This is a genomic window from Lapillicoccus sp. (assembly GCF_025353065.1).
In the GTDB taxonomy this organism is placed as follows: Bacteria; Actinomycetota; Actinomycetes; order Actinomycetales; family Dermatophilaceae; genus Lapillicoccus.
This window is the reverse complement of sequence record NZ_JANXRJ010000245.1, coordinates 1-26,297: the sequence shown is the minus strand read 5'-3', so window position 1 is coordinate 26,297 and position 26,297 is coordinate 1. Positions and strand designations below refer to the sequence as shown.

24 protein-coding genes and 1 tRNA gene are annotated in these 26,297 nt (G+C 70.5%); 16 read left to right on the top strand and 9 right to left on the bottom strand.

Going from position 1 to position 26,297, the window contains the following annotated elements; translation table 11 throughout:
* Positions 1 to 315: 315 nt before the first annotated feature.
* The 3 genes from Q0R63_RS18100 to Q0R63_RS18090 all read left to right on the top strand — a co-directional run bounded on the left by Q0R63_RS18100 (position 316) and on the right by Q0R63_RS18090 (position 2,508).
* On the top strand, positions 316 to 726 hold the full coding sequence (locus tag Q0R63_RS18100; protein ID WP_295700425.1) for a glycosyltransferase: 411 nt from the start codon (positions 316 to 318) through the stop codon (positions 724 to 726).
* Positions 726 to 1,100 carry a hypothetical protein gene (locus Q0R63_RS18095; RefSeq protein ID WP_295700423.1) on the top strand — a complete coding sequence of 125 codons (375 nt, stop codon included), beginning with the start codon at positions 726 to 728 and terminating at the stop codon, positions 1,098 to 1,100. Before Q0R63_RS18100 ends, Q0R63_RS18095 begins: the two co-directional genes overlap by 1 nt.
* 61 nt (positions 1,101 to 1,161) lie before the next feature.
* Positions 1,162 to 2,508 (top strand): PIG-L family deacetylase, encoded by a 1,347-nt coding sequence (locus Q0R63_RS18090; protein ID WP_295700420.1) that lies wholly within the window; start codon positions 1,162 to 1,164, stop codon positions 2,506 to 2,508.
* 100 nt (positions 2,509 to 2,608) lie between these two features.
* On the opposite strand, the gene Q0R63_RS18085 is transcribed toward Q0R63_RS18090, so the two are convergent.
* A complete protein-coding gene (locus tag Q0R63_RS18085) occupies positions 2,609 to 7,342 on the bottom strand; it encodes an alkaline phosphatase family protein (RefSeq protein ID WP_295700418.1) in 4,734 nt (1,577 codons plus the stop codon).
* A 244-nt stretch (positions 7,343 to 7,586) separates the two neighbouring features.
* Here Q0R63_RS18085 and Q0R63_RS18080 point away from each other — a divergent pair, with 244 nt between their 5' ends.
* Complete coding sequence (locus Q0R63_RS18080; protein WP_295700415.1) at positions 7,587 to 7,973, top strand: YciI family protein; 387 nt, start codon at positions 7,587 to 7,589, stop codon at positions 7,971 to 7,973.
* A 36-nt stretch (positions 7,974 to 8,009) separates the two neighbouring features.
* Positions 8,010 to 8,651 (top strand): dihydrofolate reductase family protein, encoded by a 642-nt coding sequence (locus tag Q0R63_RS18075; protein WP_295700413.1) that lies wholly within the window; start codon positions 8,010 to 8,012, stop codon positions 8,649 to 8,651.
* Positions 8,652 to 8,853: 202 nt separating this feature from the next.
* Here the strand turns inward: Q0R63_RS18075 and Q0R63_RS18070 are convergent.
* Together Q0R63_RS18070 and Q0R63_RS18065 are read right to left on the bottom strand one after the other, a co-directional pair.
* Positions 8,854 to 8,927: transfer RNA gene (locus Q0R63_RS18070), tRNA-Pro, on the bottom strand.
* 120 nt (positions 8,928 to 9,047) lie between these two features.
* On the bottom strand, positions 9,048 to 9,980 hold the full coding sequence (locus tag Q0R63_RS18065; protein WP_295700410.1) for a metallophosphoesterase: 933 nt from the start codon (positions 9,978 to 9,980) through the stop codon (positions 9,048 to 9,050).
* 72 nt (positions 9,981 to 10,052) lie between these two features.
* Between Q0R63_RS18065 and Q0R63_RS18060 the strand changes: the two genes are divergently transcribed.
* On the top strand, positions 10,053 to 10,514 hold the full coding sequence (locus tag Q0R63_RS18060; protein WP_295700407.1) for a GatB/YqeY domain-containing protein: 462 nt from the start codon (positions 10,053 to 10,055) through the stop codon (positions 10,512 to 10,514).
* A 46-nt stretch (positions 10,515 to 10,560) separates the two neighbouring features.
* On the opposite strand, the gene Q0R63_RS18055 is transcribed toward Q0R63_RS18060, so the two are convergent.
* Positions 10,561 to 13,011, bottom strand: a complete 2,451-nt coding sequence (locus tag Q0R63_RS18055) for a transglycosylase domain-containing protein (protein ID WP_295700406.1) — start codon at positions 13,009 to 13,011, stop codon at positions 10,561 to 10,563.
* Positions 13,012 to 13,274: 263 nt separating this feature from the next.
* On the opposite strand from Q0R63_RS18055, the gene Q0R63_RS18050 reads away from it, so the two are divergent.
* Complete coding sequence (locus Q0R63_RS18050) at positions 13,275 to 13,607, top strand: WhiB family transcriptional regulator (protein WP_295700428.1); 333 nt, start codon at positions 13,275 to 13,277, stop codon at positions 13,605 to 13,607.
* 28 nt (positions 13,608 to 13,635) lie between these two features.
* Here Q0R63_RS18050 and Q0R63_RS18045 read toward each other — a convergent pair whose 3' ends face one another.
* The 4 genes from Q0R63_RS18045 to Q0R63_RS18030 form a co-directional block, all read right to left on the bottom strand.
* Positions 13,636 to 14,823 (bottom strand): ArsA family ATPase, encoded by a 1,188-nt coding sequence (locus Q0R63_RS18045; protein WP_295700403.1) that lies wholly within the window; start codon positions 14,821 to 14,823, stop codon positions 13,636 to 13,638.
* Positions 14,820 to 15,839: an ArsA-related P-loop ATPase gene (locus Q0R63_RS18040; protein WP_295700401.1), complete on the bottom strand. Its 1,020-nt coding sequence runs from the start codon at positions 15,837 to 15,839 to the stop codon at positions 14,820 to 14,822. The genes Q0R63_RS18045 and Q0R63_RS18040 overlap by 4 nt, the downstream gene beginning before the upstream one ends.
* Positions 15,840 to 15,942: 103 nt before the next feature.
* Positions 15,943 to 16,506 (bottom strand): TetR/AcrR family transcriptional regulator, encoded by a 564-nt coding sequence (locus tag Q0R63_RS18035; RefSeq protein WP_295700398.1) that lies wholly within the window; start codon positions 16,504 to 16,506, stop codon positions 15,943 to 15,945.
* Positions 16,507 to 16,538: 32 nt separating this feature from the next.
* Positions 16,539 to 17,765: a helix-turn-helix domain-containing protein gene (locus Q0R63_RS18030; protein ID WP_295700395.1), complete on the bottom strand. Its 1,227-nt coding sequence runs from the start codon at positions 17,763 to 17,765 to the stop codon at positions 16,539 to 16,541.
* A gap of 147 nt (positions 17,766 to 17,912) precedes the next feature.
* On the opposite strand from Q0R63_RS18030, the gene Q0R63_RS18025 reads away from it, so the two are divergent.
* The 3 genes from Q0R63_RS18025 (at position 17,913) to Q0R63_RS18015 (ending at position 19,897) form a co-directional block, all read left to right on the top strand.
* Complete coding sequence (locus tag Q0R63_RS18025; RefSeq protein WP_295700393.1) at positions 17,913 to 18,506, top strand: hypothetical protein; 594 nt, start codon at positions 17,913 to 17,915, stop codon at positions 18,504 to 18,506.
* Between the two features lie 90 nt (positions 18,507 to 18,596).
* Positions 18,597 to 19,073: a general stress protein gene (locus tag Q0R63_RS18020; protein WP_295700391.1), complete on the top strand. Its 477-nt coding sequence runs from the start codon at positions 18,597 to 18,599 to the stop codon at positions 19,071 to 19,073.
* A gap of 122 nt (positions 19,074 to 19,195) precedes the next feature.
* Positions 19,196 to 19,897, top strand: coding sequence for an HAD-IA family hydrolase (locus tag Q0R63_RS18015; protein ID WP_295700388.1), 702 nt, complete (start codon positions 19,196 to 19,198; stop codon positions 19,895 to 19,897).
* Here the strand turns inward: Q0R63_RS18015 and Q0R63_RS18010 are convergent.
* Entirely contained in the window at positions 19,875 to 20,663 is a 789-nt protein-coding gene (locus tag Q0R63_RS18010) for an alpha/beta hydrolase (protein WP_295700386.1), read from the bottom strand. The two genes, Q0R63_RS18015 and Q0R63_RS18010, sit on opposite strands and share 23 nt — an antisense overlap.
* Positions 20,664 to 20,710: 47 nt before the next feature.
* Here Q0R63_RS18010 and Q0R63_RS18005 point away from each other — a divergent pair, with 47 nt between their 5' ends.
* The 6 genes from Q0R63_RS18005 to Q0R63_RS17980 all read left to right on the top strand — a co-directional run.
* Complete coding sequence (locus Q0R63_RS18005) at positions 20,711 to 20,866, top strand: hypothetical protein (RefSeq protein ID WP_295700383.1); 156 nt, start codon at positions 20,711 to 20,713, stop codon at positions 20,864 to 20,866.
* A gap of 1 nt (position 20,867) precedes the next feature.
* The gene (locus Q0R63_RS18000) at positions 20,868 to 21,341 is read left to right on the top strand and encodes a RidA family protein (protein WP_295700381.1); all 474 of its coding nucleotides are present in this window, start codon (positions 20,868 to 20,870) and stop codon (positions 21,339 to 21,341) included.
* A 21-nt stretch (positions 21,342 to 21,362) separates the two neighbouring features.
* Positions 21,363 to 22,202 carry an NUDIX domain-containing protein gene (locus Q0R63_RS17995; RefSeq protein ID WP_295700378.1) on the top strand — a complete coding sequence of 280 codons (840 nt, stop codon included), beginning with the start codon at positions 21,363 to 21,365 and terminating at the stop codon, positions 22,200 to 22,202.
* Between the two features lie 210 nt (positions 22,203 to 22,412).
* On the top strand, positions 22,413 to 23,207 hold the full coding sequence (locus tag Q0R63_RS17990; RefSeq protein ID WP_295700376.1) for an MBL fold metallo-hydrolase: 795 nt from the start codon (positions 22,413 to 22,415) through the stop codon (positions 23,205 to 23,207).
* Positions 23,208 to 23,399: 192 nt separating this feature from the next.
* The gene (locus Q0R63_RS17985; RefSeq protein WP_295700373.1) at positions 23,400 to 24,818 is read left to right on the top strand and encodes a sigma 54-interacting transcriptional regulator; all 1,419 of its coding nucleotides are present in this window, start codon (positions 23,400 to 23,402) and stop codon (positions 24,816 to 24,818) included.
* Positions 24,819 to 24,822: 4 nt separating this feature from the next.
* Positions 24,823 to 26,297, top strand: a 1,475-nt coding sequence (locus Q0R63_RS17980; protein WP_295700370.1) for a hypothetical protein, incomplete at its 3' end; no start/stop codon positions are given.

Genomic DNA, 26,297 nt, shown 5'->3' with positions numbered 1-26,297 from the left:
TTCCATCCAAGCCCCAAGGGCCACACCCGTCACTCACGCCACACCGCGTGACACACATGAAAAGACGCAGGTCAGCGCCCTACCGCCCGACTTTGCCGAGGCCCTGGGCGTGTTTGGTGGAGCACGATGACGACGGCGAATCTCGCCAGAGCTGATGGGGTCCGTCCATGGGACCTCGAGGTGGCCAGCCGAAGCGGTGGGTGTTCACTGCCGGTACGGGGTTTGCATCTCCTCGGTGGGGGTGTCTCGGAGATTCGGGGCATCGATGCGGGGTATAGACCTTTGCGTGACCCGCCGACGTCAGGACCGGAGCCTGTGACTTTCTCCGGGGCCCGTGAAGGCACGCACGGCGCTTCCCTACGCGACTGGCCGCCGATCTCGGCGGTGCTGGTCGTGGTCCCGGCCCATGACGAGGTGGAACGGATCGGTCGGTGCGTGCGATCGGTGCGTCAGTCGGCCGAGGCCCTCCTCAGCCCCTCGTCTGACGTGACGTTGCATCGCGTGAGGCAGGTGGAGGTCGTCGTGGTGTTGGACCGGTGCACTGACGGCACCGCGGCTGGTGTGGCCGATCCTTCGGTCCATCTGGTGGATCTGGACGCCGGGTGCGTGGGCGCCGCCCGCGGAGCGGGGATCCTGCGCGGTACGGCGGTGTTGGCAGCCTCAGACCCCCGCAATGTCCTCGTCGTGAACACCGACGCCGACTGCATCGTGCCCCGGGACTGTTAATGGATCTGGTGTCCTTGGCGGCCGGTCACGACCTGGTCCTGGGGGAGGTGCATCCTGACCCGAGCGAGATGTCGCCGATCAGTCTGGACGCGTGGTGGCGTCGCCACCCGCGTGGGCGCGGGTCGCTGCACGGGGCGAACCTGGCGGTACGCCTCGATGCCTACCTGAGTGTTGGCGGCTTCGCTGCGGTCAGCGAGCAGGAAGACGTGCTTCTCGTGCGTGCGTTGCGCGCGGCAGGGGCTCGTGTCGTGGGCGGTACGCGGGTGATGACCTCCGGGCGACGTGACGGTCGTGTACCGGAGGGTTTTGCCGGCTACCTGCGCGCGCTGGATGATGAGCTGGCCCTCCAGGGTGAGATCAGGGCCCAAGCATGAACGATGGTCGTGGTGGTCCTTACGTGATGAGCCCTTCACCATTCTCGATCGGCGACCCGCGGTGAGCCGATCCTTTCGGCATGACGGCGCGGGTACCACCGCGCAGGAGTGGACGGGGCGCGCGGAGTGGGGGGAGGTGCCGCTCTGGGATCCATTGGGTGCTGACCGGCCCGAACGGGTGGTCGTCGTCGCCGCCCATCCCGACGACGAGAGCCTCGGAGCGGGCGGGGTGATCGCCACGGTCAGGGCCGCCGGTATCCCGGTGACGTTGGTGGTGGCGACCGCGGGCGAGCACTCGCATCCGCGGTCACCCACGATGACCGTGACCGTGCTGGCGCAGCAGCGCAGGCGCGAGGCGGAGCGAGCCTGGGCGGCGCTCGGTGGCGACGCGGACGAGCTGACAGTCTGGGACCTGCCCGACGGCAGCCTCACCACGCATGACAAAGAGCTGACCGGGCGCCTCGTCGCGACCATCGGTGACGGGCGGGCGACACTGCTGCTCGCCCCGTACCTCGAAGATGGCCACCCCGACCATGATGCACTCGGCCGGGCGGCGCAGCGCGCGGCATACCGGACCGGGGCCACCTTGTTGCACTACCCCGTGTGGCTGTGGCACCACGCCGACCCGGGTGAGGTCCCGTGGGGCCCGCTGCGGCGTGTGGCCCTGACGGCGTCCGACCGCAACGCCAAGGTCCGCGCGATCGCGTGCCACCGCAGCCAGGTCGCACCGCTGTCGGACCGCCCCGGCGACGAGACCCTGCTGAGCCCGTCCCTGATCGAGCACTTCACCGGACCCCACGAGACGTTCGTCCTCGGCCAACCCCGCGACGACGCCCTCGACGACCTGCACGGCGAACACCTCGACCCCTGGGGGACGACGACCCGGTGGTACGAGCAACGTAAACGCCGCCTCCTGCTCGCGATGTTGCCGCGTCCTCGGTTCACCCGGGCCCTCGACCTCGGGTGCTCCACCGGCACCCTGACCGTGGAGCTGGCCGAGTTCTGCGACGAGCTCATCGCGGTGGACTCCAGCCCCCGCGCGCTGGCAGCCGCGGCAACCCTCACGCAGGGGCTGCGCACCGTGGAGCTGCGTCTTGGCGACCTGTCGACCGAGCTCCCGGAAGGCGAGTTCGACCTTGTCGTGCTCTCGGAGGCGGGGTACTTCCTCAGCCCCGTCGTTCTCGACCGGCTGATCGCCCGCATCGCCCGTGTGCTGACCACCGACGGCTGCCTCGTCCTCGCCCACTGGCGCCACCCGATCTCCGGGTGGCCCATGTCGGGCCCCGAAGTCCACGCCCGCTTCGCCCGAGCCCAAGACCTCCCCCCAGTCGCCGGGCGCTACCTCGATCGCGACGTCGAGATCGTTGTCCACGCGCACCAGGCGACCCTGCCCAACCCCCAAGGATGATTGAGGGCGACGAGCCAGTAGGCGGTAGCCGCTGTCGGCGCGTCGCGCAGCCTCGAGGATCTGTTCGCCCGGAGGGGCCCCGCCCCAGCGCCCACCGCATTTACGTCTGGCTCACCGAGCCGGCGGCCGGCAGCAGCGGCGACCGGACGATCCACGGGTGGGGGAGCGCCATCGGCGAGATGCTGCCCGGCTCCGCCAGGACGACGGCAACCTCGGACGCCGTACTGCCGTCGGCGGGTTGGAGGACCGCGCCCGGGTATGCCGCGCACGAGACGGTGTAGTCGTCCGAGGGGAGTGCGACGACCGACGAGCCGACGAGCCTCCACCGCTGGCGGTCGGTGTCTGCCGCCACCGCGTGCGGCCCGGGCTCGAGCTTGCGCTCCTGCCTGACCGCTATCGGCACCTGGCTGCCCGGTCCCTCGCCGACGAGGTCCGCGGTCAGGTAGAGGCCCGCCAACGTCCGGATGTAGAGGAGGCCGTCGCCCGCGTCCTCGAACCGGAAGGACTGTGCGTCGGTGCCGTTCGGAGTGAACTGCCAGACCGGACCACCGACCGCCGTGCTCCCGCCCTGCACATCGAGACGCATCGCCGAGGCGGCATACACGAGCGTGTAGGGGATGAACGGCCGGAACTGCTCGGTGCGGATCCCGCTGTTCAGGACCTCGGACAGATCGTGCGCCGCGGCATACCGGGCACCGAGGTAGGGGTAGTTGGTGCTCAGGAACCGGCGGGCGATCGTCTTGAGGATCGACGTGTGGTCGAAGTGCAGGTCGTCCGAGCCGAACGCCGTGGCGGCCGTGATCCAGGGCGAGACCACGAACGACGGCACGCGTAGACCGGTGGTCGGGAGCATCCCGGGCGCTACGGGCACAGCGTCCTGCGGGGGCACGTGGTCGTAGAACCCGCCGTGCTCGTCGTAGGTGATGAGCAGCAGCGTCCTGTCCCAGCTCGGGCCGGCGACCACGGTCTCCACCAGATCGCGGATGAACGCCTGACTCTTCCGGATGTCGGACGGCGGTTCGTCGCAGAAGCTGTCCGGCGGGTAGTCGACGTAGTGGGGCTCGATGAACGACACCGACGGCAGGTTGCCCGACATCGCAAGCGCCTTGAAACCCGCTGTCGCGTCGTCGTACTCGACCACGTGCTCCGAGTCGAACGTGTAGCGCTCGAAGCGCCGGATGAAGCTGAAGGAGTGCTCGAAGCAGCGCCAGGTGACCTCGTTGTCGCTCAGGTGATCGAAGATGGTCTCCGAGATCGAGGCCACGCGCGGGCTGGAGTTGGAGTACTCCCACGCACCCCACGGGTCGATGTTCGGCCGACCCGTGAGCTCGTAGAACCGGTTCGGGAACGTGGGTCCGGGGTGCGAGGCGAACCAGCGGTGGCCCACCGCGAAGTCCCGGGCCAGCGCGTCGTAGGTCGGTACGTTGTCCGCCGTGTGGTAGCCCATGACGCGGTGCGCCGTCGCCGGCCCGCACTCCTCGGCCTGGGCCCGGACGAAGCCGTCCATCTGCCCGCCGTTGATCTGCATGGCCACCATCTCAGGGCTGTTCGGCGGGCCCGGGGAGAAGATCGTGTCACCGGCAGCGAGGGGGAAGGAGACGCACCTCCGGTCGTCGTAGGGGTTCGACTCGTCGCCCGTGAGGCCGTCGATGTCGTGCCGTCCCATCCCGCCCTTCTCGGGCGGCAGGCTGAGGTAGCCGAGCATGTGGTCGAACGAGCGGTTCTCCTGGAGCAGCACGATGATGTGGTCGATGTTCTCGAGCGCTCCGGGCGTGGCGGTGGCCGGCCAGTCCGCGGGTGCGACATCGAGGAAGCGCATCTGCGGGTAGTCGAACGAGAGGCACAGCACGCCGTTCCGGAGCTGGGCATCCGTCAGATCGGAGGGATACGGATAGGGCACGAGCTCCGCGCTCCCACTGGCGACCACGTGGCCGATGAGGAAGGACGTCGCCGCGGCGTTGATCGAGTCCCGTGTCGTCACCCGACTCCAGGGATCGGGATCGGCGTTCTTGAGGGTGCCGTAGATCTTGTCACGGATGTGCTGGCGGATGATGCCGCCCGGGTCCAGGCTCGATCCGGTGTCGAAGCCGACGTGCACGACCTGTTCCACGAGAGTGGTCCTGAATGCCTCCGGGTCGATCACCTGCTCGTCGATCGGCTGGCCGAGGAACGTTCCCTGCATCCGATAGACGACAGGGCCGTCGGAGGGCAGGCTGATCGGCGTCGCCATGATGTTCTTGATGTCATCGACCCAGCCCAGGAGGTCGATGGTCCTGGTCGCCGGAAGGTAGCGCAACGTCAGCCGCAGCGTGATCCGCAGGTTGACGATGTCCAGGTCGTAGCTGCCCGTGATCTCCTCGGGCCCGCCCGTCTCGAACACGACGTCGACCGTGATCGGGGTCTGGTCGTCCTCCGGGTTGACCGTGATCGCCATCGACTCCGTGTTGATGTCGTTGAGATGCACGCCGATGCCGAAGACCGTCGTGAACCAGCCCAGCTCGGAGATGGCGTGCGAGTAGGTCGTCCCCATCTCGTAGTCGGAGGACAAGGGCTGGCCGTCCGGCGCCGGGGCATCGTTGACGATGCCCTGCAGGTCCGAGTAGGACGGCGGATTCTGATCTCCGAGTTTCTGCGAACTGAAGAGCCTGACCTTGATGAGGGGGTGCGGCGCACCGGCGGTCTGTCGGCTGTTGAACAGCTCGTCCAGCTTCCGGGCCACGAACGCGAGCGAGATCTCCTTGGTGGGCGTTCGTGCCCGGCCGTCCGGCATGATCGGCGCCATCGGGTAGAAGAGCGTGGGGAACGGCCGGCCGCTGTAGACGCCCCGGTGCTTGTGGTGGTCCTGGTCGAGCACCACGCCGGACACGGTCCAGGAGTAGGGCTGGCCCCCGAAGAACAACGTGACCCGGTAGTCGAAGATCCACTGGTCCTCGTCGGCCGCGATGGTGAGGTAGACGAGCGGCAGGACCATGTCTCGCAGGTAGATCGACTCCGACGCGAGCGGCAGGTCGATCCGCCGGTAGGTCTGACCGCCGTCGTCGGTGGAGTCCGCGAACCGCTCCCCGTGGGCGACGTCGGTGGCCACCGAGATGTCCTGGCTCTCCGTCGCACTGACGCGATTGACGATGTGCACGTTGAGCGTCGTATCGGCGTTCTTGTCGTCATCGTGAGTCAGGAACTCGATCGTCACGCCGGTCAGCACCTCGTCCGTGACCGGCTTCTGCGGGGCCGTGACAGCCTTGAACTCGTTGCAGATCCCGTAGTGGTTGCGGTTGTCCTGGTTGAGGACGATGCCCTTGAGGCCGTCGACGGTCGAGGTGAACGGCGGCAGCGCGGTGCCGTCGTCGAGGGTGATGGTGAGCGTGTAGTCGAACTTCCAGGTGTCGCTGGAGTGCGCGAGGAGGTGGACGTGCACCTCGGGCAGCCGGAGCTCCTCGACCGGGATGGGCCTCGAGCGCAGCTGCAGCGTCACGGTATTCGTCGACTGGTCGTGGAAGGTGTTGCCGTTGTTGGCGTTCACGGCACAGCCGAGATAGGGGTTCTTGCCGAACCAGTCGGTGTCGTGCGCCTGGAAGGACTCGAGATTCTCCTCGAAGGTGGTGGCGCCACCGCCGCTGGACGAGTCGCTGTTCCGGTTCTTGACGAAGACGTGCAGCAGCGAGTCGTCGTTGAGATCGTCGTCGAGGGTGTGGAAGTCGACGGTGATCTTCTCGACGACGGGGCCGGCGTGGTAGCCGAAGTCGGCGAGGACGAAGCGGGCCGGCTGGAAGCTCCCGTCGCCGTCGCTCAGCGCGACCCACACGCCGGCGTCACCGAAGCCGATGATGTCGGCCTTCCCGTCGCCATCGAGGTCGACCAACGCGCGCGGGTGGTCCTGAACGTGCCAGCCTCCGTTGACGGCGAAGTCCTTCAGGACCAGGTGGGCACCGCTGCCGCCCGTCACAGCGACCCAGACGCCATCGTCGCCGAAGCCGACGATGTCGTCGCGGCCGTCACCGGTGACATCGGCGGTGGACCGCAGGTGGTGCTCGACGCGCCAGCCCTGGTCGTAGCCGAGCTCGGCGAGGATGAAGATCGCCTTGCCAAAGGTGCCGTCGTTGTTGCTCAGCGCCATCCAGACGCCGGCGTCACCGAAGGCCACCAGGTCGGCGCGCCGGTCGGCGTTGAGGTCGCCGGTCAGGCGCGGATGCTTGGTGCCCTGCCAGCCCCTGTCCGGGCCGAACTCGGCCAGCGCGAACGTCGCCGGTCGGAACGTCCCGTCCCCGTTCCCGAGCGCGACCCAGATCCCGGCCTCGCCGTAGCCGACAATGTCGGCCCTGCCGTCGCCCGTGAGGTCCACGACGAAGCGGGGATGCTGGTCGACGCGCCAGCCCTGGCTGTAGCCGAAGTCCGTCAACGCCAGCGTCGGCGTCTGAAAGGTCCCGTCGCCGTTGCCGAGCGCGGTCCAGACGCCGGCGTCGCCGAAGCCGATGATGTCGGCCTTGCCGTCGCCGGTGACGTCGGTGACCACCCGCGGGTGCTGGTCGATCCGCCAACCGTGGTCGGATCCGAGGTCGGCGACCACGAATCGCATCGGGCCGAACGTGCCGTCACCGCGGTTCAGCGCGCTCCAGACTCCGGCCTCGCCGAACCCGACGATGTCCGCACGGCCATCGCCGCTGAGGTCGGCCAGCAGGCGTAGGTGCTTCTCGGTGCTCCACCCCGTCCGCGAGCTGAAGCCGGAGAGGACCATGTTGGGCGGCTGAAAGGTGCCGTCGCCGTTGTTGAGTGCGGCCCAGACGCCGTCGAGGCCGAAGCCGACGATGTCTGCGCACCTGTTCCCGGTGAGATCCACCGCGACCCGGGGCTGCTCCGGACCCCAACTCTGTCCGCTCCAGCTCATTTCGTTCCCCTCTGTGTGGGTCGTGCACGGGCCTGACGGTTGTCCTGGCTATGCGCTGGAGGAGCGGCGAGAATCACGGCTAATACCGCGCGATGACCCAGAATGATGGTGGTCGCGTTGTCGGATCGACGCCGGCGCGTTCGTCGTCAAGGTAGGCGGCAGCCGTCCGGGCTGCTGGTGGGCAGAGGAGTGTGCGATGACGGAGTATCTGATCGCCTTCAACGACGAGTGGGTGCCCGACCTCACGATGGCGGAACTGCGCGAGAGGGGCAAGGCCGGCCGGGCCGTGATCGAGGAGATGACCGCAGACGGTGTCTTCATCTTCAGCGACGGCGGCTTGGACGGGTCGACCGTCGTGTGCAGCGTCGACGCGAGTAGCGGCACGCCGGTGTTCACCGACGGCCCGTACGTCGAGACGAAGGAGCATCTCGGCGGCTTCGCAGTCGTGGACGTGCCGGGCGACGCTGAGGCGCGGTACTGGGCCGGCAGGATCGCGGTCGCCGTCGGCTGGCCGCAGGAGGTGCACCGCTTCCCGCACCGCACGCGGTCCCAGGCCGACACGCGGTCCGACGCCTCGTCGTGAAAGACCCCGAGCAACAACGATCCTGGAGGAGCTCCCATGGCGGTCCGCGTCGACCTGAACATCTCCCTCGACGGCGTCGCCTCGCCCGCGGATCCGAGCCCCGAGCAGCCGATGGGCGCCGACTGGGAGGCTCTCACGGCGGCATACGCCGCGACCCGCACCTTCCGCGAGCGGGTGCTGGGCGACACCAGCGGCGCGGGGACCACGGGCATCGACGATGCGTATGCCGCGGCCTACTTCGAGGGGGTCGGCGCCGAGATCATGGGGGCCGCGATGTTCGGGCTGCACACCTTCCCCGACGACCCGAGCTGGACGGGCTGGTGGGGCGACGAACCCCCTTTCCGGGTGCCCGTATTCGTGCTGACCCACGTGCCTCGTCCGACGCTGACGATGGCCAACGGCACCTCGTTCGAGTTCCTCTCCGTGACTCCGGCCGAGGCTCTGGAGCGGGCCGAGGCGGTCGCGGGCGGCCGCGACGTGCGAGTCGGCGGCGGCACCGGGGTCGTGCGTGACTTCCTGCGTGCCGGACTCGTGGACCGCCTCCACGTCAGCATCGCCCCGATCGTGCTGGGGAAGGGCGGGCGGCTCTGGGACGATGTGAGGATGCTCGCGGGCGACTTCACTGTGACCAGCGAGACGGCCGAGAGCGGCACCATCCACGTCACCTTCCAGCGCTAAACCCCGATCGCGGGCGCGGCGGGGTGACCCGGCGACGTGGTGACCACAGCCCAAGTGGGGTCAGCGCTCCGTCTCGGGAATCCACCCGGTATGCCGGGTGCAGGGGTCGAGGCGCACGGCCTCGGGGGTAGAGACAAACGAGTAGTGCTGACCACACCAGGATGTGGTCACCGCTACCCGTTGACGGCCCGGGTCCACCGAGTCGGGGTGACAGGATTTGAACCTGCGGCCTCTTCGTCCCGAACGAAGCGCGCTACCAAGCTGCGCCACACCCCGTGGCTGGTCTGCCGGCCCCGGAGAACCGGAACGAGCAGCAAGGACAGATATTAGCCGAGCACCCCCGCCACCTCCCAATCGGTATGCCGCGGGCCACGTGGCGAGCCGGCATGCCGGACGTCAGTGCGCCGGCTCCAGCGTCAGGAGCGTGGCCTCGGGCCGGCAGGCGAACCGGACCGGCGCGTAGGGCGAGGTCCCCAGCCCGGCTGACACCTCGAGCCAGGCGGCGTCGCGGGGAGCCGCGCTGGACGGCTCGGAGCCGGCGCCGGGCCACCACCGCGAGACGCCCTTGACCCGTGAGGTGTCGAGGTCGCAGTTCGTCACGAGCGCGCCGTAGAACGGCAGGCAGAGCTGCCCGCCGTGGGTGTGCCCGGCGATGACCAGCGAGGCACCGTCCTTCGTCATGGCGTCGAGCGTCCGCTGGTAGGGCGCGTGGGTGACCCCGATCGTCAGCAGCGCGCTCTGGTCGGCGACGCCCTCGACGAGGTCGTAGCGGTCGTAGTCGAGGTGGGGGTCGTCGACACCGACGAACTCGATCGCGGCGCCCGCGACCTCGAGGACGGCTCGCCGGTTGGTCAGGTCGGTCCAGCCGCCGTCGCCCATCCCGCGCACGAGGTCGTCGGTCGGCAGCGTCGCCGGCGCCGGACCCCCGCGGCGGGAGTCCTGGCGGAAGTAGTCGAACGGGTTGCGGAAGCCCGGCGCGAAGTAGTCGTTGGACCCCAGGACGAAGACGCCCGGGACCTCCATCAGCGGCTCGTAGGCGTGCAGGGCCACCGGGACCGAGTCGCGGTGCGAGAGGTTGTCGCCGGTGTTGACGACGAGGTCGGGCTGCAGGGCCGCCAGGGAGCGCACCCATTCGACCTTGCGCCGCTGGTTGGGCATGAGGTGCAGGTCCGAGAGGTGGAGGACCCGCACGGGTCGGTGGCCGCGGGGCAGGACCGGGACGCTGCGGCGCCGCAGGACGAAGGCGTTGCGCTCGATGAGCGAGGCGTAGCCGAGGCCGGCAGCCCCGAGGGCGGCGGCGCCGAGGCCGGCTCGGACGACGGGGTGCATCGGCACAGTCTTCCACGCCCGGCCGAGGACCATTGAAGGGAATGCCCTTGCGCAGGCTGAGAGACTGCCCCCATGAGCAGCACCCTGAAGGACACCCTGAAGTCGGACCTCACGACCGCGATGAAGACGCGCGACACCGTCCGCGTGGCCACCCTGCGGATGGCGTTGACCGCCGTCACCACCGCCGAGGTCTCCGGCACCGAGGCGGTCGACCTCAGCGACGACGACGTGCTCAAGGTGCTCGCCAAGGAGGCCAAGAAGCGCAAGGAGGCCTCCGCGGCATACACCGACGCGAAGCGGCCCGAGCTCGCGGCGAAGGAGGACGCCGAGCTCGTGGTCCTCGAGGCCTACCTGCCCTCCCAGCTCGGCGACGACGAGCTGGAAGTGTTGGTACGACAGGCGATCGACGCCTCAGGCGCCACCGGTATGCCGCAGATGGGCGCGGTGATGAAGGCGGCTCAGCCGCTCGTTGCCGGTCGCGCGGACGGCGGCCGGGTCTCGGCCGTCGTCAGGCGGCTGCTCGCGTCCGGCTGAAGGTGGCGGGCCCGCTACCCCCTCGGGTCCGTGCCGTCCAGAGCGGTCAGGGGCCCTTGGTCTGACTCGGAGCGGTGGCCGGCGTCGTGGGCGTGGTCGCCGGCTGGCCCTGCGGTCGGATCGGCGTCTGGTAACCGCCGGGGCCGGCCGAGATGATGAGCGACACGGTGGTGCCAACAGGGACCTGGCCCTGCGGGTCGGTGCCGATGACGAGACCCGCACGATAGTTCGAGTAGGTCGTGCGCCCGACCGTCGCGCCGAAGCCTTGGGCGGCGAGGATCGTCGTCGCGTCGGCGACGGTGTGCCCGGCCACGTAGGGGACCGGCTGGATGTTGCCGCCGATGATGGTCTGGGACGGTGCCGGGAAGTCGGCGTTGGGCGATCCGCTCAGGGCGTTGTCCATGATGCCCTTCCAGATCGGCGCTGAGACCGAGGCGCCGTAGACCACCGGGAACGGGCCTCCCGGGAGGTGGATGTTGTCGAGGGCGCTGTGGTTCTCCAGCGGCGTCCCGGTCCACACGGCGGTGACGAGCGTGGGGGTGTAGCCCACGAACCACGTCTCGTTGTTCTTGTCCGAGGTGCCGGTCTTGCCGGCGGCGATCCGCCCCGCGGCGAGGGCGCTGGCCGCGGCGGTGCCGAGCTGAGCCGGGTCGAGGGTCGCCTTCATGATCCGGGCGACCCCCGCTGCGACATCCGGAGCGACGACCTGCGTGCAGTTGCTCGTGCCGGGTGCCGGGATCGGCAGCGCCTTCCCGGTGGAGTCGGTGATCGCCACGATGGGGTCGGCCGTGCAGAGCTTGCCGCCGGCGGCCATCACGCCGTAGGCGTTGGCGACCGTCATGGGGGAGATCTCCTGGGCGCCGAGGACGATGGCGGCCGGGCCGTGCAGCACCGGCTGGCCGTTGGCCAGGTGCATGCCGAGGCGGATCTCGGTGTCGCGGACCTTGCAGGCGCCGAGCTGCTGCGTGAGCGCGACGAACGCGGTGTTGATGGACCTCGCGGTCGCCTCGCTGAGGGTGCGGGGGCCGCCCTCGCCGGCCGCCTCGTTCTTGACTGTCCACGACGTGCCCTGGAGTCCGCACTGGTCGGCTCCACCCGGGAAGTCCTTGGCGGTAAAGGTGGTCGGACTGGCGGCCGAGGCCTCCCGGGCCTGGACCCGGGTGTTGATGGGCAGGTTGTTCTCGAGCGCGGTGACCAGGGCGAAGGCCTTGGCGGTCGAGCCGAACTGGAAGCCCCCCGAGCCGCCGTACTTCTGGTCCACCGCCCAGTTGACCGACGTGTGGTCCCAGGCCGTCGACGTGGCGGAGTACTGGGTGTTCTGCGCCATCCCCCGGACCTGGCCCGTGTTGGGATCGATCGACACGGCCGCGGACCCGATCTTGATGTTCCGCTCGGTGTAGCCCTGCGGCACTCGCTGGACGATCTCGTTGCGCATCATCGCCGAGAACCCCGGCTCGATGGACGTCTTGATGGTCACGCCGCCGCGGTAGATCTTCGCCTTGCGCTCCTCGACCGTCTTGCCGAGCATCGCATTGAAGGACGGGTCCAGCAGGACGTACTGCAGCGCGTACTCGCAGAAGTAGGCGTTGTCGCCCGCCCCGGCGCAGGAGTTCTGCGGCTGCGAGACGTGCAGCATCTGCGCGATGGTCACGACCCTCGCCGCGTCGTGCTGCTTCTTGGTGATGACCTTGAGCTCGAGCATCCGGTCGAGGACGACGTTGCGGCGAGCGAGCGCCTTCGTCGGGTTGTTGATCGGGTCGGTCGAGCTCGGGTTCTGGACGAGCCCGGCCAGCAGCGCGGACTCGACGACGCTGAGCGTCTTCGCGCTGTGGCTGAAGTAGTGCTGCGAGGCCGCCTCGACGCCGTAGGCGCGGTCCCCGTAGTAGGTGATGTTGAGGTAGCCCTGGAGGATCTGCGCCTTGGTCTGGGTCTTCTCCAGCTGGATGGAGTACTTCAGCTCCTGGAGCTTGCGGGTCAGGCCCGCGAGACCGGTGCGGGTGGTGGCGGCACTGGCGGCAGCCGGGTCGCCATTCTTGATCGCGGTCTCCTGGAGGAGCAGCTTGACGTACTGCTGGGTCAGGGTGGACCCGCCCTGGACGACATCGCCCTGGGCGTTGGAGACCACCGCGCGCACCACGCCGCGAACGTCGAGGCCGCCGTGCTCGTAGAAGCGGCTGTCCTCGATGGCGACCTGCGCCTGCTGCATGATCGGCGCGACACTGGTGAGCGGGACGATCACCCGGTTCTCGTCGTAGAGGGTGGTGAGGGGGGCGCCGGTGACGTCCGTGAGCCGGGACTGCTGCGACAGCGGGGCCGCGCTGAACGAGGTCGGCAGCGAGTCGAACACGTCGATGCCGGAGCGGGTGATGGAACCGATGGCCCCGACGGCCGGCATGGCGACACCGGCCACGAGTAGCCCGATCACCATGGCGGTCGCCACGAAGGCGCCCAGCATCTTGATGACGCTCGCGATGTTGGTCGTTCGTCCGGCACGCATGGTCGACAGAGTATCGCGACAACATGTGACAGCCGGTGCTCAGCGGGCTCATGGCGGACCCCCCCGGTCGGGCGCATGGCCCGAGATGACTAGTACCAATGGCTCCCACAACCACCCCGATGAGGGATGTTGCCGCCCGCCGCCCCTCTCTACATTCAGTGGGGGGCAATGGGGACGTCGTCGAGGTGGGACTCGACGGTGATCTGGCCCGACATCATCCAGTGGGGATTGGGGAACAGATCGTGACTATCACGACCATGCACATGAAGGCGGTCTCGGGGGAGACCATCGAGCGCGGCACCGCGAGTCTGCAGACGGACTGGGCGCCACTCGGCAACTGCGTCACCAACGACCCGGACGCGCTCTTCGTCCGCGGGGCTGCCCAGCAGCAGGCCAAGCTGATCTGTGGGCGCTGCCCCGTGGTCGCCGAGTGCCTCGCCGACGCCCTCGACAACCGCACGGAGTTCGGTGTCTGGGGGGCGATGACGGAGCGCGAGCGTCGGGCGATGCTGCGCCGCCACCCGAAGGTCACCTCGTGGTGGAACCTCTTCAACTCGGCGCGCGTCGCCGAGAGCGGCACGGTCAAGGTCTCCTGACCTCGTAGCGGTCCAGCCCGGCCAGCCTCTAGCTGACCGGGCCGGCCAGCGCCGCGCCGACCAGGCGCAGGCCATCGATGTCGTGCACGTCCTCGGCGAGAGCCGGGACCTCGACGACGGGCGTCTTCGGGTGACCGGCGAAGAACCGGCCGACCAGGTGACGCTGCCGCTCGGCGGTCTCGGCGACGCTGGCGTGCACGGTGAGCAGTCCGGCCGTGAGGACGTCGCCCTCGTCGGCCCGCTGCTCGGCGGCCGCCCGCGCGCGCGCCGCGCTGAGCCCCGGCGCCGCCACCTGCTGGATGCGGTTGATGACCAGGCCGCTGAGCGGCATACCGTCGACCTCCAGGCGGTCGACGAAGAACGAGGCCTCGCGCAGGGCGTCGCGCTCCGGTGCGGCGACGACGAGGAACGCGGTGCTGTCCTGCTTGAGCAGGGCATAGGTCTGGTCGGCGCGCTCGCGGAACCCGCCGAACATCGTGTCGAGCGCCATCACGAAGGTCTGCACGTCGCGCAGCATGTCGCCGCCGAGCACCTTGGACATCGTCGACGAGACGAGGTTGATCCCCGCGTTGAAGACCCGCAGGTAGGCGCGGCCGCCGGCCTTGGCGGGCGCGGTGAGCAGCCGGATGAAGCGGCCGTCGAGGAAGGACCCGAGCCGCGTCGGCGCGTCGAGGAAGTCGAGCGCCGACCGCGACGGCGGCGTGTCGACGACGATGAGGTCCCAGGTGCCCTCGGCGTCGGCCTCCGCCCGCAGCTGTCCCAGCTTCTCCATCGCCATGTATTCCTGCGTCCCGGCGAAGGAGCTGGAGACCGCCTCGTAGAAGGGGTTCGCGAGGATCTGCGCGGCCTTCTCCGGGGTCGAGTGGGCGAGCACCACGTCGTCGAAGGTCCGCTTCATGTCGAGCATCATCGCGTCGAGGCTGCCGCCGGCCCCGAGGTCGATCCCCGTGACGGGTCGTGGCTGGTTGTCGAGCTCGGTGAGCCCCATCGACTGCGCCAGCCGTCGCGCCGGGTCGATGGTGAGGACGACGACGTGACGCCCCTGCTCCGCGGCCCGCAGGCCGAGGGCGGCAGCCGTCGTGGTCTTGCCCACGCCACCCGCCCCGCAGCACACGATGATTCGCGTATGCCGGTCGGCCAGCAGGGCGTCGACGTCGAGTCGCGGGGTGGTGGCCGGGGTGCGACCGCTGCGGCTACCGGCGCGAGGCGGGGTCACGGGACCATCCCCTGCTCGGTGAGGAGGTCGGCCAGCTCGCGCACGGCAGCGGCGTCGACCCCGTCGGAGAGGGAGGGGAGCCGGAAGGTCGGCAGGCCGAGCGCCTCGACGACAGTGAGCTGCTCGGCTTCGAGGGCGACGCGCTGGGCGTGGTCGCGCGCCTCCAGGGCGAGGCCGTCGACCAGGGTGTCGGTGACCTTGAGCCGGGCGCCTTCCAGCCCCAGGCGGACGGCGTCGCGGTCGATCGAGCCCTTGGCCGCCGCCTTGAGCTCGCGCGCGGGCAGGACCGGCTCGCGGACCTGGTTGATGACGACGGCGCCCACGGGCAGGCCGGCCGTCTCGAGGGCGGCGATGGCGTCGACGGTCTCCTGCACGGGCATGTCCTCCAGCAGCGTGACGACGTGGACGATGCTCTGACCGTTGCGGAGCATCTCGGTGATCGAGGCGGCCTGCGAGTGGATCGGCCCCATCTTGGCCAGCCCCGCGACCTCCTCGTTGACCGACAGGAAGCGCACGACCCGACCGGTCGGCGGGGCGTCGAGGACGATGGCGTCGTAGACCATCTCGCCCTCGACGGGGTTGCTGCGGCGGCCGTCGCGGCGACGGCGGTTGGCCTCGTAGACCTTGCCGATGAGCAGCACGTCGCGCACCCCGGGGGCGATCGTCGTGGCGAAGTCGATGGCGCCGAAGCGCTCGAGGACGCCGCCGGCGCGGCCGAGCTTGTAGAAGATCTGGAGGTACTCCAGCAGGGCGGCCTTCGCGTCGACCGACAGGCCGAGGACCTCACCGCCGCCGGACGCGTGTGCGATGCGGACCTCGATCGTCGCGAGCGGGGCGACGTCGAAGGTCTGGCTGATCCCCTGGCGGCCCTCGACCTCCACGAGCAGCACCCGTTTGCCGCCGGCGGCCAGCGCCAGCGCGAGCGCCGCGGCGACGGTCGTCTTGCCCGTGCCGCCCTTGCCCGTGACCACGTGGAGCCGCGCTCTGGCCCACGGCAGGGCGGGGGCGGAAGCCATGCAACGACCCTAACCCCGGCGTATGCCGCGGCCTCGGGCGGCACCTGTCACTGGTCAGGCGGCCCCTGTCACCGGTCAGGCGCCCCCCGTCACGGCTCTGTGGTCACGGCTCTGTGGTCACGGTTCTGAGGTGGGCCAGCGACTCCTCGACGAAGTGCGCGAAGTCGCGTCCGTCGTCGTCGGTGACCCACCGCTCGAAGGCGACCTTGAACACCGCGATCCCGGCCTCGGCGGTCAGGCTGGCGGCGGGTTCCGAGACGCCGCGGCGCCGCAGCGCGTCGGCCACGGCTGCGGCCAGCGCCGCGAGCTTGGTGAGCTCGCGCTCGCGCAGGCCGGGGTTGGCGTCGATCACGGACCGGCGCCGGCGGGAGTGGTCACGCCGCTGGAACATGGCGGCCGCGGCATACAGGGCGGCGGCGACCGCGTCGATCGGGGTCACCCCGGCGGGGGCGTCCTGGACGGCCTCGACGAAGAGCTCCTGGAGGAGGTCGGACCCGTCGAACAGGACCTCGCGCTTGTCGGCGAAGTGGCGGAAGAAGGTGCGCTCGGTGAGCCCGGCGCGGGCGGCGATCTCCGAGACGGTGGTCTGTTCGAACCCGTGGTCGGCGTAGAGCTCCAGCGCCGCCTGCTGGAGCCGGCCGCGCGCGTCGGGCTGCCAGCGGCTCATGGGGTGATCCTAGGCGATGACAGCAGCTGACATCAGAGTGCAGGCAGAACGCCGCCGGGCAGGTGACGTTCCGACTCGAGAGCGATGCAGAGCTCGGCGACGTGGCGGGGGTTGGTCAGGGAGCGGTCGGTCAGCTGCTCCAGCCGGTTGAGTCGTTGCCGGACCGTGTTGCGGTGGAGGTAGAGCCTCTCCGCGGTCAGGGCTGCCGATCCGGCGCAGTCGAACCAGCCGGAGAGCGTGTCGAGCAGGAGCGTCCGTTGCTCGGGGCCGAGGAGGTCGAGGCCGGCCAGGACCGACCGGGCGATGCGCAGGTTGATCTCCGGTGCCGCCACCGAGGTCATCAGCAGGGGGGCGTCGTCGAACATGACCACGTGCTCGGCGCCCCCGATGGATCCCAGCAGCGCGCTCCGGGCCAGCCGGTTGGCGCCGGCGGTGGCCGCGAGGTCGTCGTAGACGGGGCTCACGCCCTGTCGGGCGGTCGAGTTGGCGCGCAGCACCCGCAGCAGGCCACGGATGTCCTGCGCGCCGCCGGGCAGGGAGACGATGCCCACCTGCACGTCCGGCAGCAGTCGCCACACCGACCGGAAGCCCGCCGAGTGGAGGTGCCGCTCGACGTCGCCGAGGACGCCGCGCGCGGTCCGCTGCAGCTCGGCCACGACCACGGTGAAGTGTCCGTCGTGAGGGAGCTGGAGCAGCTCCGCGATCTCCCAGAGGGTCACCGTCGGCATCGCTTGCCCGTTGATCAGGGCCTCGACGAGTGCTGACCGCTCGGCCTCCTGGCTGACCCGGATCGCGGTGGACTCCGACCGGTAGCTCTCGATCACCGCTTCGACCGTGAGGTCCTGCATGTGGAACAGGGCGGACGCCACGGTGACCAGCAGCTCGGGAGGCGCCTGACGGCGTTCTGCGGCGGCGACGACGGTCTGCCAGGTGAACCGCGAGCTGATCCGGCTGGCCGAGAGGACCGCGACCAGGGGCACACCCATCCGGGCCCACCGCAGACCGGTGAGCGTGGCACCGGAGCTGTCGAAGGCGGCCACGGCGGTTTTCTGGCCGAAGGCGTCGAGGGCCGCCCGCAGCACACCCGAGGTGGTCTCGACCAGGTCCGCACGATCGACCGCCCCGCTGCGAAAGTAGGTCACCTCGGCTTCGATGCAGTCGGATATCCGCTCGCCGAGCAGCTGCTCCTCAACCCTCAGGTCTTGCACGATCGTCGCGAGGGCCTCGTGGTGCGGTGACGTCTCGTCGCTGTCGCCCATCCCGAGAAACTACCGTCTCGATCCGGCCCGGCGGTGTGCCGGCGCCCCGCCCGAGGCCCTCGATGCAGTGCGCCTGACCATCGACTCGGAGTGCTGCCACCGTCATGCTGGAAGACCCAGAACAACTGCCAGACAAAGGAACTGGCCATGAAATACACAGACACCGTCTTGATCTTCAACCTTCAGGACCCGACGCGATCGCCGCACCTCCTCGCTGATCTGCGCCGCGACTCCGATGTCCGACAGGCGCTCATCGTGGAGCGCACCCCCGATGGGCAGCTGCTCGTCAAGGACGCCGACATCCCCCGAGGGTCCGGGACCGCCGTGCTGGGTGGCGGCGCGATCGGCGCGCTGGTCGGCGTGCTCGGCGGACCTCTGGGGATGCTGCTGGGGTGGTCCGTCGGGAGCATGGGCGGGCTCGTCCACGACGCGGCCAGGATCGAGCGCATCGAGGACGACGAGGACGGTCTGGACCTGCTGGCCAGGGGCATCGCGCCGGGAAGCAACGTCGTGCTGGCCGAGGTGGTCAACGACGTCTATCCCGCAGAGCAACGCGCCCAGGAGTACGGCGGCACCGTGGTCCGCGTGCCGGGCGAGCAGATCGCCGCCGAGGTCGACTCGGCGCGAGAGGCAGCGGAGATCGCCTCAGCGGCCGCCCGCACGGCCCGCCACGAGCGGAAGTCCGAGGACTTCAAGGCCGGTATGCGGCGGCTGTTCCACCGCGAGCCGGTGAACGCCTGATCGCGCCTTTCTGCCCCAGTTCTCGCAGCACGTACACCTCACACCACTCACACCACTCACACCACTCACAAAACATTCTCAGGAGTTCTCATGAACACGTCGACGACCTACCCCATCACCACCACTGGCACAACCGAATTCGTCCCCCGCGAGACCCTCGCGACCTTCACCGACTACCGCAGCGCACAGTCGATGGTCGACCGCCTCTCCGACGCGGGGTTCCCCGTCGCGACGGCGCGGATCACGGGCACCGGGCTGCGGGCCGTCGAATACGTCACCGGCCGCCTCACTCGTGGTGGAGCCGTCCTGCGCGGCGCCCTGTCCGGGCTCTGGTTCGGCCTGTTCCTGACGCTGATCTTCGGGCTGTTCCTGCCCGGCCCCGCCTTCGGCCTGCTCTTCGGCGCCCCGTTGTTCGCCGCCCTCTGGGGTCGGATCTTCGGGTTCGTGGGTCACGGAACCACCCGGGGGCAGCGGGACTTCTCCAGCGTCAGCGGCTTCGAGGCCGAGCAGTTCGAGGTCACCGTGGCCGCGGCATACGCGGACCGGGCTCGGGCGATCCTCGCCTGACACCGTCACCGGTCGCGCCGCCAACCAGCAACGCCGTCACGCCAGCGGGCGTGGCGGCGTGCTGCGTCGCGGACCGGGAGGAGCCGGCATCCGGGCGGGGCCGCGGCTCCTAGGCTGTGCTGGTGACCGATGCTCTCGCGACCGGCCCCCACGGCATCCTCGGCGCCCTCCACGGACGGACCTTCGCGGCCGTCATCTTCGACATGGACGGCACGCTCGTCGACTCGACACCGGCGGTGGCCCGCTGCTGGGTCCGACTGGCGCAGGAGGAGGGGATCGACCCGGTGCGACTGACCGGCTTCCACGGCATCCCGGCGCGGGGGATCGTCGAGGCGGTCTTCCCGGAGGCACGGTGGGACGCCTGCTTCGAACGGATCCTGGCGCTGGAGCTGGCCGACACCGACGGGGTCGTGCCGCTGCCGGGCGCGGTCGCGGCGCTGTCCGCGATCAGCGCTCTGGACCCTGCGCGCGTCGCCATCGCGACCTCGTGCACACGTGATCTCGCTGACGTGCGGCTGGCTGCGAGTGGGCTGTTGCGGCCCGACGTCGTCGTCACGTTCGACGACACGGAGCGGGGGAAGCCGCACCCGGACCCGTTCCTCGAGGCGTCGCGTCGGCTCGGCGTCGACCCCACGCAGTGCCTCGTCGTCGAGGATGCGCCGGGCGGCCTCGTGGCGGCGCGCGCGGCCGGGTGCGCCACCCTCGCGCTCATGACGACGACGCCGCGCGACGAGCTCGTCGCCGACGCGGTGGTGGGGACCCTCGCCGACGTGCGGTTCGCCGCCGGTGGGCGGCTCACCGTCAGTGCTGCGTCAGGGCGGTGACCCGGTCGAGGATCTCGGCGAAGACCGGGGCCCCGGGGTCGATCAGCGCGAAGTGGTCGGCGCCCCGGATCGCGTGGAGCTCGACGTCTGCGTGGGGCGTGGTCGCGGACTCGACCTTGGCGAGGTAGGACCGCGAGACCTCGATGGGCACGGTCTCGTCGAGGTCCCCGTGGACGAGGACGACCGGCACGGCCGGGGTCGTCATCGCCGGGTCGGCGGCGGCGAGCGGGGCCGACGGGTCGGTGACCGGCGCGGCGCCGAGGAAGTCCGCGACCGCGGTGCCGCCCATACCCAGCTCGACGCCCTTCACGAGGTCGACGCAGCCGGCGAGGCTGACGACGCCGCGGATGCCGTGGGCCCACGGCTGTGACGCCGCGAGCGCGACGAGGTATCCACCGGCCGAATGGCCGACCAGGACGCAACGAGAGGGGAGTTGGGTGTCCTCGCGGATCGCCTCGATGGAGGCCGTGACGTCGTCGAAGGTCCCCGGCCAGCCGCCACCCGGCATACCGACCCGGCGGTATTCGACGACCGCGACGTGGTGCCCGGCAGCGGCGAACGCCTGCGCCTGGGGCGCCGCATGGGCCCGGTCGAACTGCTGACGCCAGAACCCGCCGTGCACGATGACGACCGTCGTGCCGGTGGACGCGCGGGTCGGGAGCCGCACGTCGTAGACCTGCGCCGGGTCGCTGCCGTATGCCGCGGTCCGGGCGGGCGGGGGAGTGCTCGCGGAGGGGAGGCCGGGCGCGTCGGGGGGTGGCGTCACGCGGTCCACGGTAGGTCAGAGTGCCCGGGGTGGATAAGGTGCCGGTCATGACCAAGTGGGAGTACGCGACCGTGCCGTTGATCGTGCACGCGACCAAGCAGATCCTCGACAACTGGGGCGTGGACGGCTGGGAGCTCGTCCAGGTCGTCACCGGGCCCGACGGCAACAGCCTGGTGGCCTACCTCAAGCGCGAGAAGGCCTGACGTGGGCGTCGTCGAGGACCGCCTCAAGGCCCTCGGGCTCGAGGTGCCCGAGGTCGTGCCGCCGGTCGCGGCCTACGTGCCGGCAGTGCGCCACGGCGACCTCGTCTACACCTCGGGCCAGCTCCCGATGGTGTCGGGCGCGATGGTCCAGACCGGCAAGGTCGGTGACGGGCACGGCCTCGTGCCGGCCGCGGACGCCAAGGCGCTCGCGCAGGCGTGCGCCCTCAACGCGATGGCCGCCGTCAAGGCCCTCATCGGCGACCTCGACAAGGTGACCCAGGTCGTCAAGGTCGTCGGGTTCGTCGCCTCCGACCCGTCGTTCACCGGTCAGCCAGGGGTGGTCAACGGCGCGAGCGAGCTGCTGGGCCATGCGTTCGGCGACGCCGGTATCCACGCGCGGTCGGCCGTGGGAGTCGTCGCCCTGCCGCTCGACGCGCCCGTCGAGGTGGAGATCGTCGTCGCGGTCCGCGACTGATCTCGTGAGCTGAGGCGACCAATGGCCCTGCGGGAGTTCGACATCGGCGCGCTGGGCGACAGGGCCAGGGCCTGGCTCGCGGGTAAGGTGACCGGCGGTGAAGGTGCCGGGATCGCGGTGCCGCGGACCGCCGCCACGATGATGCTGGTGCGCGACGGGACCACTGGCGTTGAGGTGTTCATGCTGCGGCGGGTCGCGTCGATGGCCTTCGCCCCCAGCGTGTGGGTCTTTCCCGGCGGTGGGGTCGACCCGCGGGACGACGCGGCAGACCTGCCGTGGGCGGGCCCGTCGGCGGCGGAGTGGGCCCAGCGGCTCGCGTGCGACGAGGGGCTCGCGCGGTCGCTCGTGGCGGCGGCCGTCCGGGAGGTCTTCGAGGAGTGCGGGGTGCTGCTCGCCGGGCCCCATGCCGACAGCGTGGTGGCCGACCTGCGTGACCCGGAGTGGGACGTCGAGCGGGCGGCCCTGCTCTCGCGCGAGCAGTCGCTCGCCGAGATGCTGCTGCGCCGGGGGCTGGTGCTGCGCTCGGACCTGCTGGCCGTCAAGGCGCACTGGGTGACACCCGAGTTCGAGCCGCGGCGCTACGACACGTGGTTCTTCGCGGCGCTGCTGCCCGAGGGGCAGATCCCCGACGACGACACGAGCGAGGCCGACGTCGCCGACTGGGTGGTGCCCGCCGACCTGCTGCGCGAGTATGCCGCCGGCTCGGTGGGGATGCTGCCCCCGACGATCGTCTCGGTCGAGTCGGTGGGCGAGGCCCCCTCGGCGGCGGACTTCCTCGCCTCGGGCGGGTCCGTGGAGGCCGTGCTGCCCGAGCTCCTCGAGCGGGACGGGCAGGCCGTGATGCGGGTCCGGCTGCCGTGAGCGGCGGGCCGTCCCTTTATCGGGTGACCCGATAAAGGGGCGCTTCGCTCGAGAACGGTTCTTGGAGCGCGCTCGTCCCTTTGTCGGGTGACCCGATAAGGGGGCGCTTCGCTCGAGAACGGTTCTCGGGCGAACCGTCCCGTTGTCGCGTGAAGGCTCGTTCCTTTATCGGGTGACCCGATAAAGGACGGGCCCGGCTAGGGTCGGCCGATGAGCAGCGACGTCCCCTGGGGCTCCGGACCGGTGACGGTCCGCGCCACCTGCGTCCTCGAGCCCAACGCCGGGCCGATGACCCTGGACGGCACCAACACCTGGGTCCTGCTCGAGCCCGGCTCCGACCGGGCGGTCGTCGTCGACCCGGGCGAGCTCGACGAGGAGCACCTGCGCCGGGTGCTCGCGACCGTCGACGGGCTCGGGGCGCGGGTCGCCCTGACCCTGCTCACGCACGGCCACCTCGACCACGCGGAGTCGGCGGGCCGGTTCGGCGAGCTGACGGGCGCTCCGGTCCGGGGTGCCGGGCACGGTGACGCCTTCGCCGACGGTGAGCACCTCGTGGTCGGTGGCCTCGAGCTCGAGGTGCTGCTCACCCCCGGGCACACCCGCGACTCGATCTCGGTCGTGCTGCCCGCCGACCGGGCGATGCTCACCGGGGACAGCGTCCTGGGGCGCGGCACCTCGGTGGTGGCGTGGCCGGACGGTGAGCTCGCGGCATACCTGCGGACGCTCGAGCTCATCGAGCGCCGCACTGCGACAGGCGAGGTCGCCACCTTCCTGCCCGGCCACGGCCCGGTCCTACCGGAGGCTGCTGATGTCGTGCAGCACTACCGGGAGCACCGCGCCGAGCGGCTCGAGCAGGTGCGCGCCGCGGTGGCAGCAGGGGCGGTGGACGCCCGAGCGGTCGTCGAGCAGGTGTATGCCGCCGTCCCCCGGGAGGTCTGGCCCGCCGCCGAGATGAGCGTCCAGGCGCAGCTGGACTACCTCGCGGCGCAGGGCGACCGGCCCTGACCGGCCCCTGACCAGCCCTGACCAGCCCTGACCAGCCCTGACCAGCCCTGACTAGCCCTGACCAGCCCTGACTAGCCCTGACTAGCCCTGACCAGCAGCGTCAGCCCTGGGCGGAACCGGGAATAGATCCGGCGAGTGTGCTCCTTGGACAGGTCGCTTGGCAGCCACCCGACCCGGACGTATCGTCGTTGCGTGGTCGACTCCTCACAGCACCCCGCCTCTGTCCACCCCACTCCGGCAACCATCGGTCAGCTCCGAGCGAGCGGTTACCGAGCCCGCACCGTCAAGGCCGAGATCCGCGACAACCTCGTCCGGACGCTCTCGGCCGGCGAGAACGCCTTTCCCGGCATCGTCGGCTTCGACGACACCGTGCTGCCCGACGTCCAGCGCGCGCTGCTCGCCGGGCACGACTTCGTCCTCCTCGGGGAGCGCGGTCAGGGCAAGACGCGCCTCATGCGCACCATCGTCGGCCTGCTCGACGAGTGGTCGCCGGAGATCTCCGGATGCGAGATCCACGACGAGCCGCTGGCCCCGATCTGTTCTCGCTGCAGGACGCTCGTCGCGACCGAGGGCGACGACGTGCCGATCGACTGGCGTCACCGCGACGACCGTTACACCGAGAAGCTGGCCACCCCTGACACCAGTGTCGGCGACCTCGTCGGGGACGTCGACCCGACCAAGGTGGCCGAGGGCCGCACCCTCGGCGACCCCGAGACGATCCACTACGGCCTCCTCCCACGCGGCCACCGCGGGGTCTTCGCCCTCAACGAGCTGCCCGACCTCGCCGAGCGCATCCAGGTCGCACTCTTCAACGTGTTGGAGGAGAGGGACATCCAGGTCCGCGGGTATGCCGTGCGGCTGCCCCTCGACATGCTCGTCGTCGCCTCCGCGAACCCCGAGGACTACACCAACCGCGGCCGCATCATCACCCCGCTGAAGGACCGCTTCGGCGCCGAGGTGCGCACCCACTACCTCGATGACGTCGAGCAGGAGGTCGCCCTCATCCAGCAGGAGGCGGAGCTGGTCGCGGCCGTCCCGACGCACATCCTCGAGGTCATCGCCCGCCTTGTCCAGGAGCTGCGCACCTCGTCCTCGATCGACCAGCGCTCAGGTGTCTCAGCGCGATTCGCCATCGCGGCGGCCGAGTCGACCGCAGCCAGCGCCCTGCGCCGGGCCGCGCTCACCGGGGAGGACGAGGCGGTCGCCCGCATCGGCGACCTCGGCGACGTGCTGCCGTCGCTGCGCGGCAAGGTCGAGTTCGAGATGGGCGAGGAGGGCCGCGAGCTGGAGGTCGTGGGGCACCTGCTGCGCCTCGCCACCGCCGCGACCTTCCGCGAGCGCGTCGCCGGTGGCGACCTCACCGGCTTCACCGCCCACTTCGAGGACGGTTCCACGGTCGAGACCGGCGACCTCGTGCCCGCGGCGACCGTCCTCGAGCAGATCGGCTCCACCCCCGGCCTCGCGATGATCCTCGAGCGCCTCGGCGTCGACGAGGAGTCGGTGTCACCCGGGCAGGTCGCTGCTGCAGTCGAATTCGTCCTCGAAGGACTCCACCTCACCCGGCGGCTCTCGAAGGTCGAGGCCGACGGGCAGACGATCTACGGGAGCTGAGCCGATGGCACCCACCGAGGATCGTGGCGGCCGCGGGGGCAGCCGAGGCAGCCACCGCAGCGGGCGCTACCGCTACGGCTCGTGGGACGGCGGCGCCGACCCCCTCGCGTCGCCCTTCGACGTCCGGGCCGCGGTCGACGAGATCGGCGCCGACGTGATGGCGGGCTCCAGCCTGCGCGAGGCCATGGAGCGGCTGATGCGCAAGGGGATGGGCGAGCGCTCGGGCCTCGACTCGCTGCGCCGCGAGCTCGCCAAGCGCCGTCGTGAGATCGAGCGGCGGGGCGACCTCGCGGGCACGATGCAGCAGGTGCGGGAGGAGCTCGACCGGGCGGTGCAGGCCGACGAGGAGTTCCTCGCGGGCCAGGAGGGGGACGAGGCCCGCTTCAAGGAGATGGAGCTGGACACCCTGCCGCCCGACACCGCGCGGATGATGAACGCCCTCTCCGACTACCAGTGGGCCAGCGCCGAGGGCCAGGAGCACTACCAGAAGGCGATGGAGCTGCTGCGCAACGAGGTGCTGGACGCGCAGTTCCAGGGGATGAAGCAGGCGCTCTCGGGCCAGGACCCCGCGGCCATGCAGGCCGTCAAGGACATGATGGCCGACCTCAACCGGCTGCTCGACGCCCACGCCAAGGGCGAGGACACCACCGAGCGGTTCGCCGACTTCATGGACAAGCACGGTGACTTCTTCCCCGACGACCCGCAGGATGTCGACGAGCTCATCGACTCCCTCGCCCGCCGGTCGGCCGCCGCGCAGCGGATGATGGAGTCGCTCTCGCCGGAGCAGCGCGACGAGCTCGGACAGCTGATGCAGCAGGCGATGCAGGACGCCGGCCTCGAGATGGAGATGGGCGCGCTCTCCGACAACCTCCGGGCCCTGCGGCCGGGTATGTTCCAGGGCCGCGGCCGTCCGGGCCAGATCAGCGGCAACCAGCCACTCGGTATGGGCGAGGCCGTCGGTGCGCTCGCCGACCTCGCCGACATCGAGTCGCTTGAGCAGCAGCTCGCCGAGTCGTCTGCCGGGGGCTCGCTCGACGACGTCGATGTCGACGCGCTGGAGCGGCAGCTGCCGCAGCAGACCGTGCGCGACCTGCAGGCCCTGCGCGACCTGCAGCGGGAGCTGGAGCGGCAGGGTTACATCCAGTCCGGCGACAAGGGGATCACGCTGACCCCGAAGGCGTTGCGCCGCCTCGGGGAGACGGCGCTCAAGCGGATCTTCGCGCACCTCGACGCCGACGGGGCCGGCAGCCACAACGACCCGCGGTCGGGCGCCGCGGAGGAGCGCACCGGTGCGTTCCTCCCGTGGGAGTTCGGCGACGAGCGGCCGATCGACGCGGTGCGGACGGTGCAGAACGCGGTCCTGCGCACCTCGGCGGGCACTGCGTCCGACAGGTCGGTGGCCAGGACTACCACCGCGCCGGACGCAACGGGGGGCACGCGGCATACGGGACGAGGGCGGGGGATCCGGCTCGAAGTGGA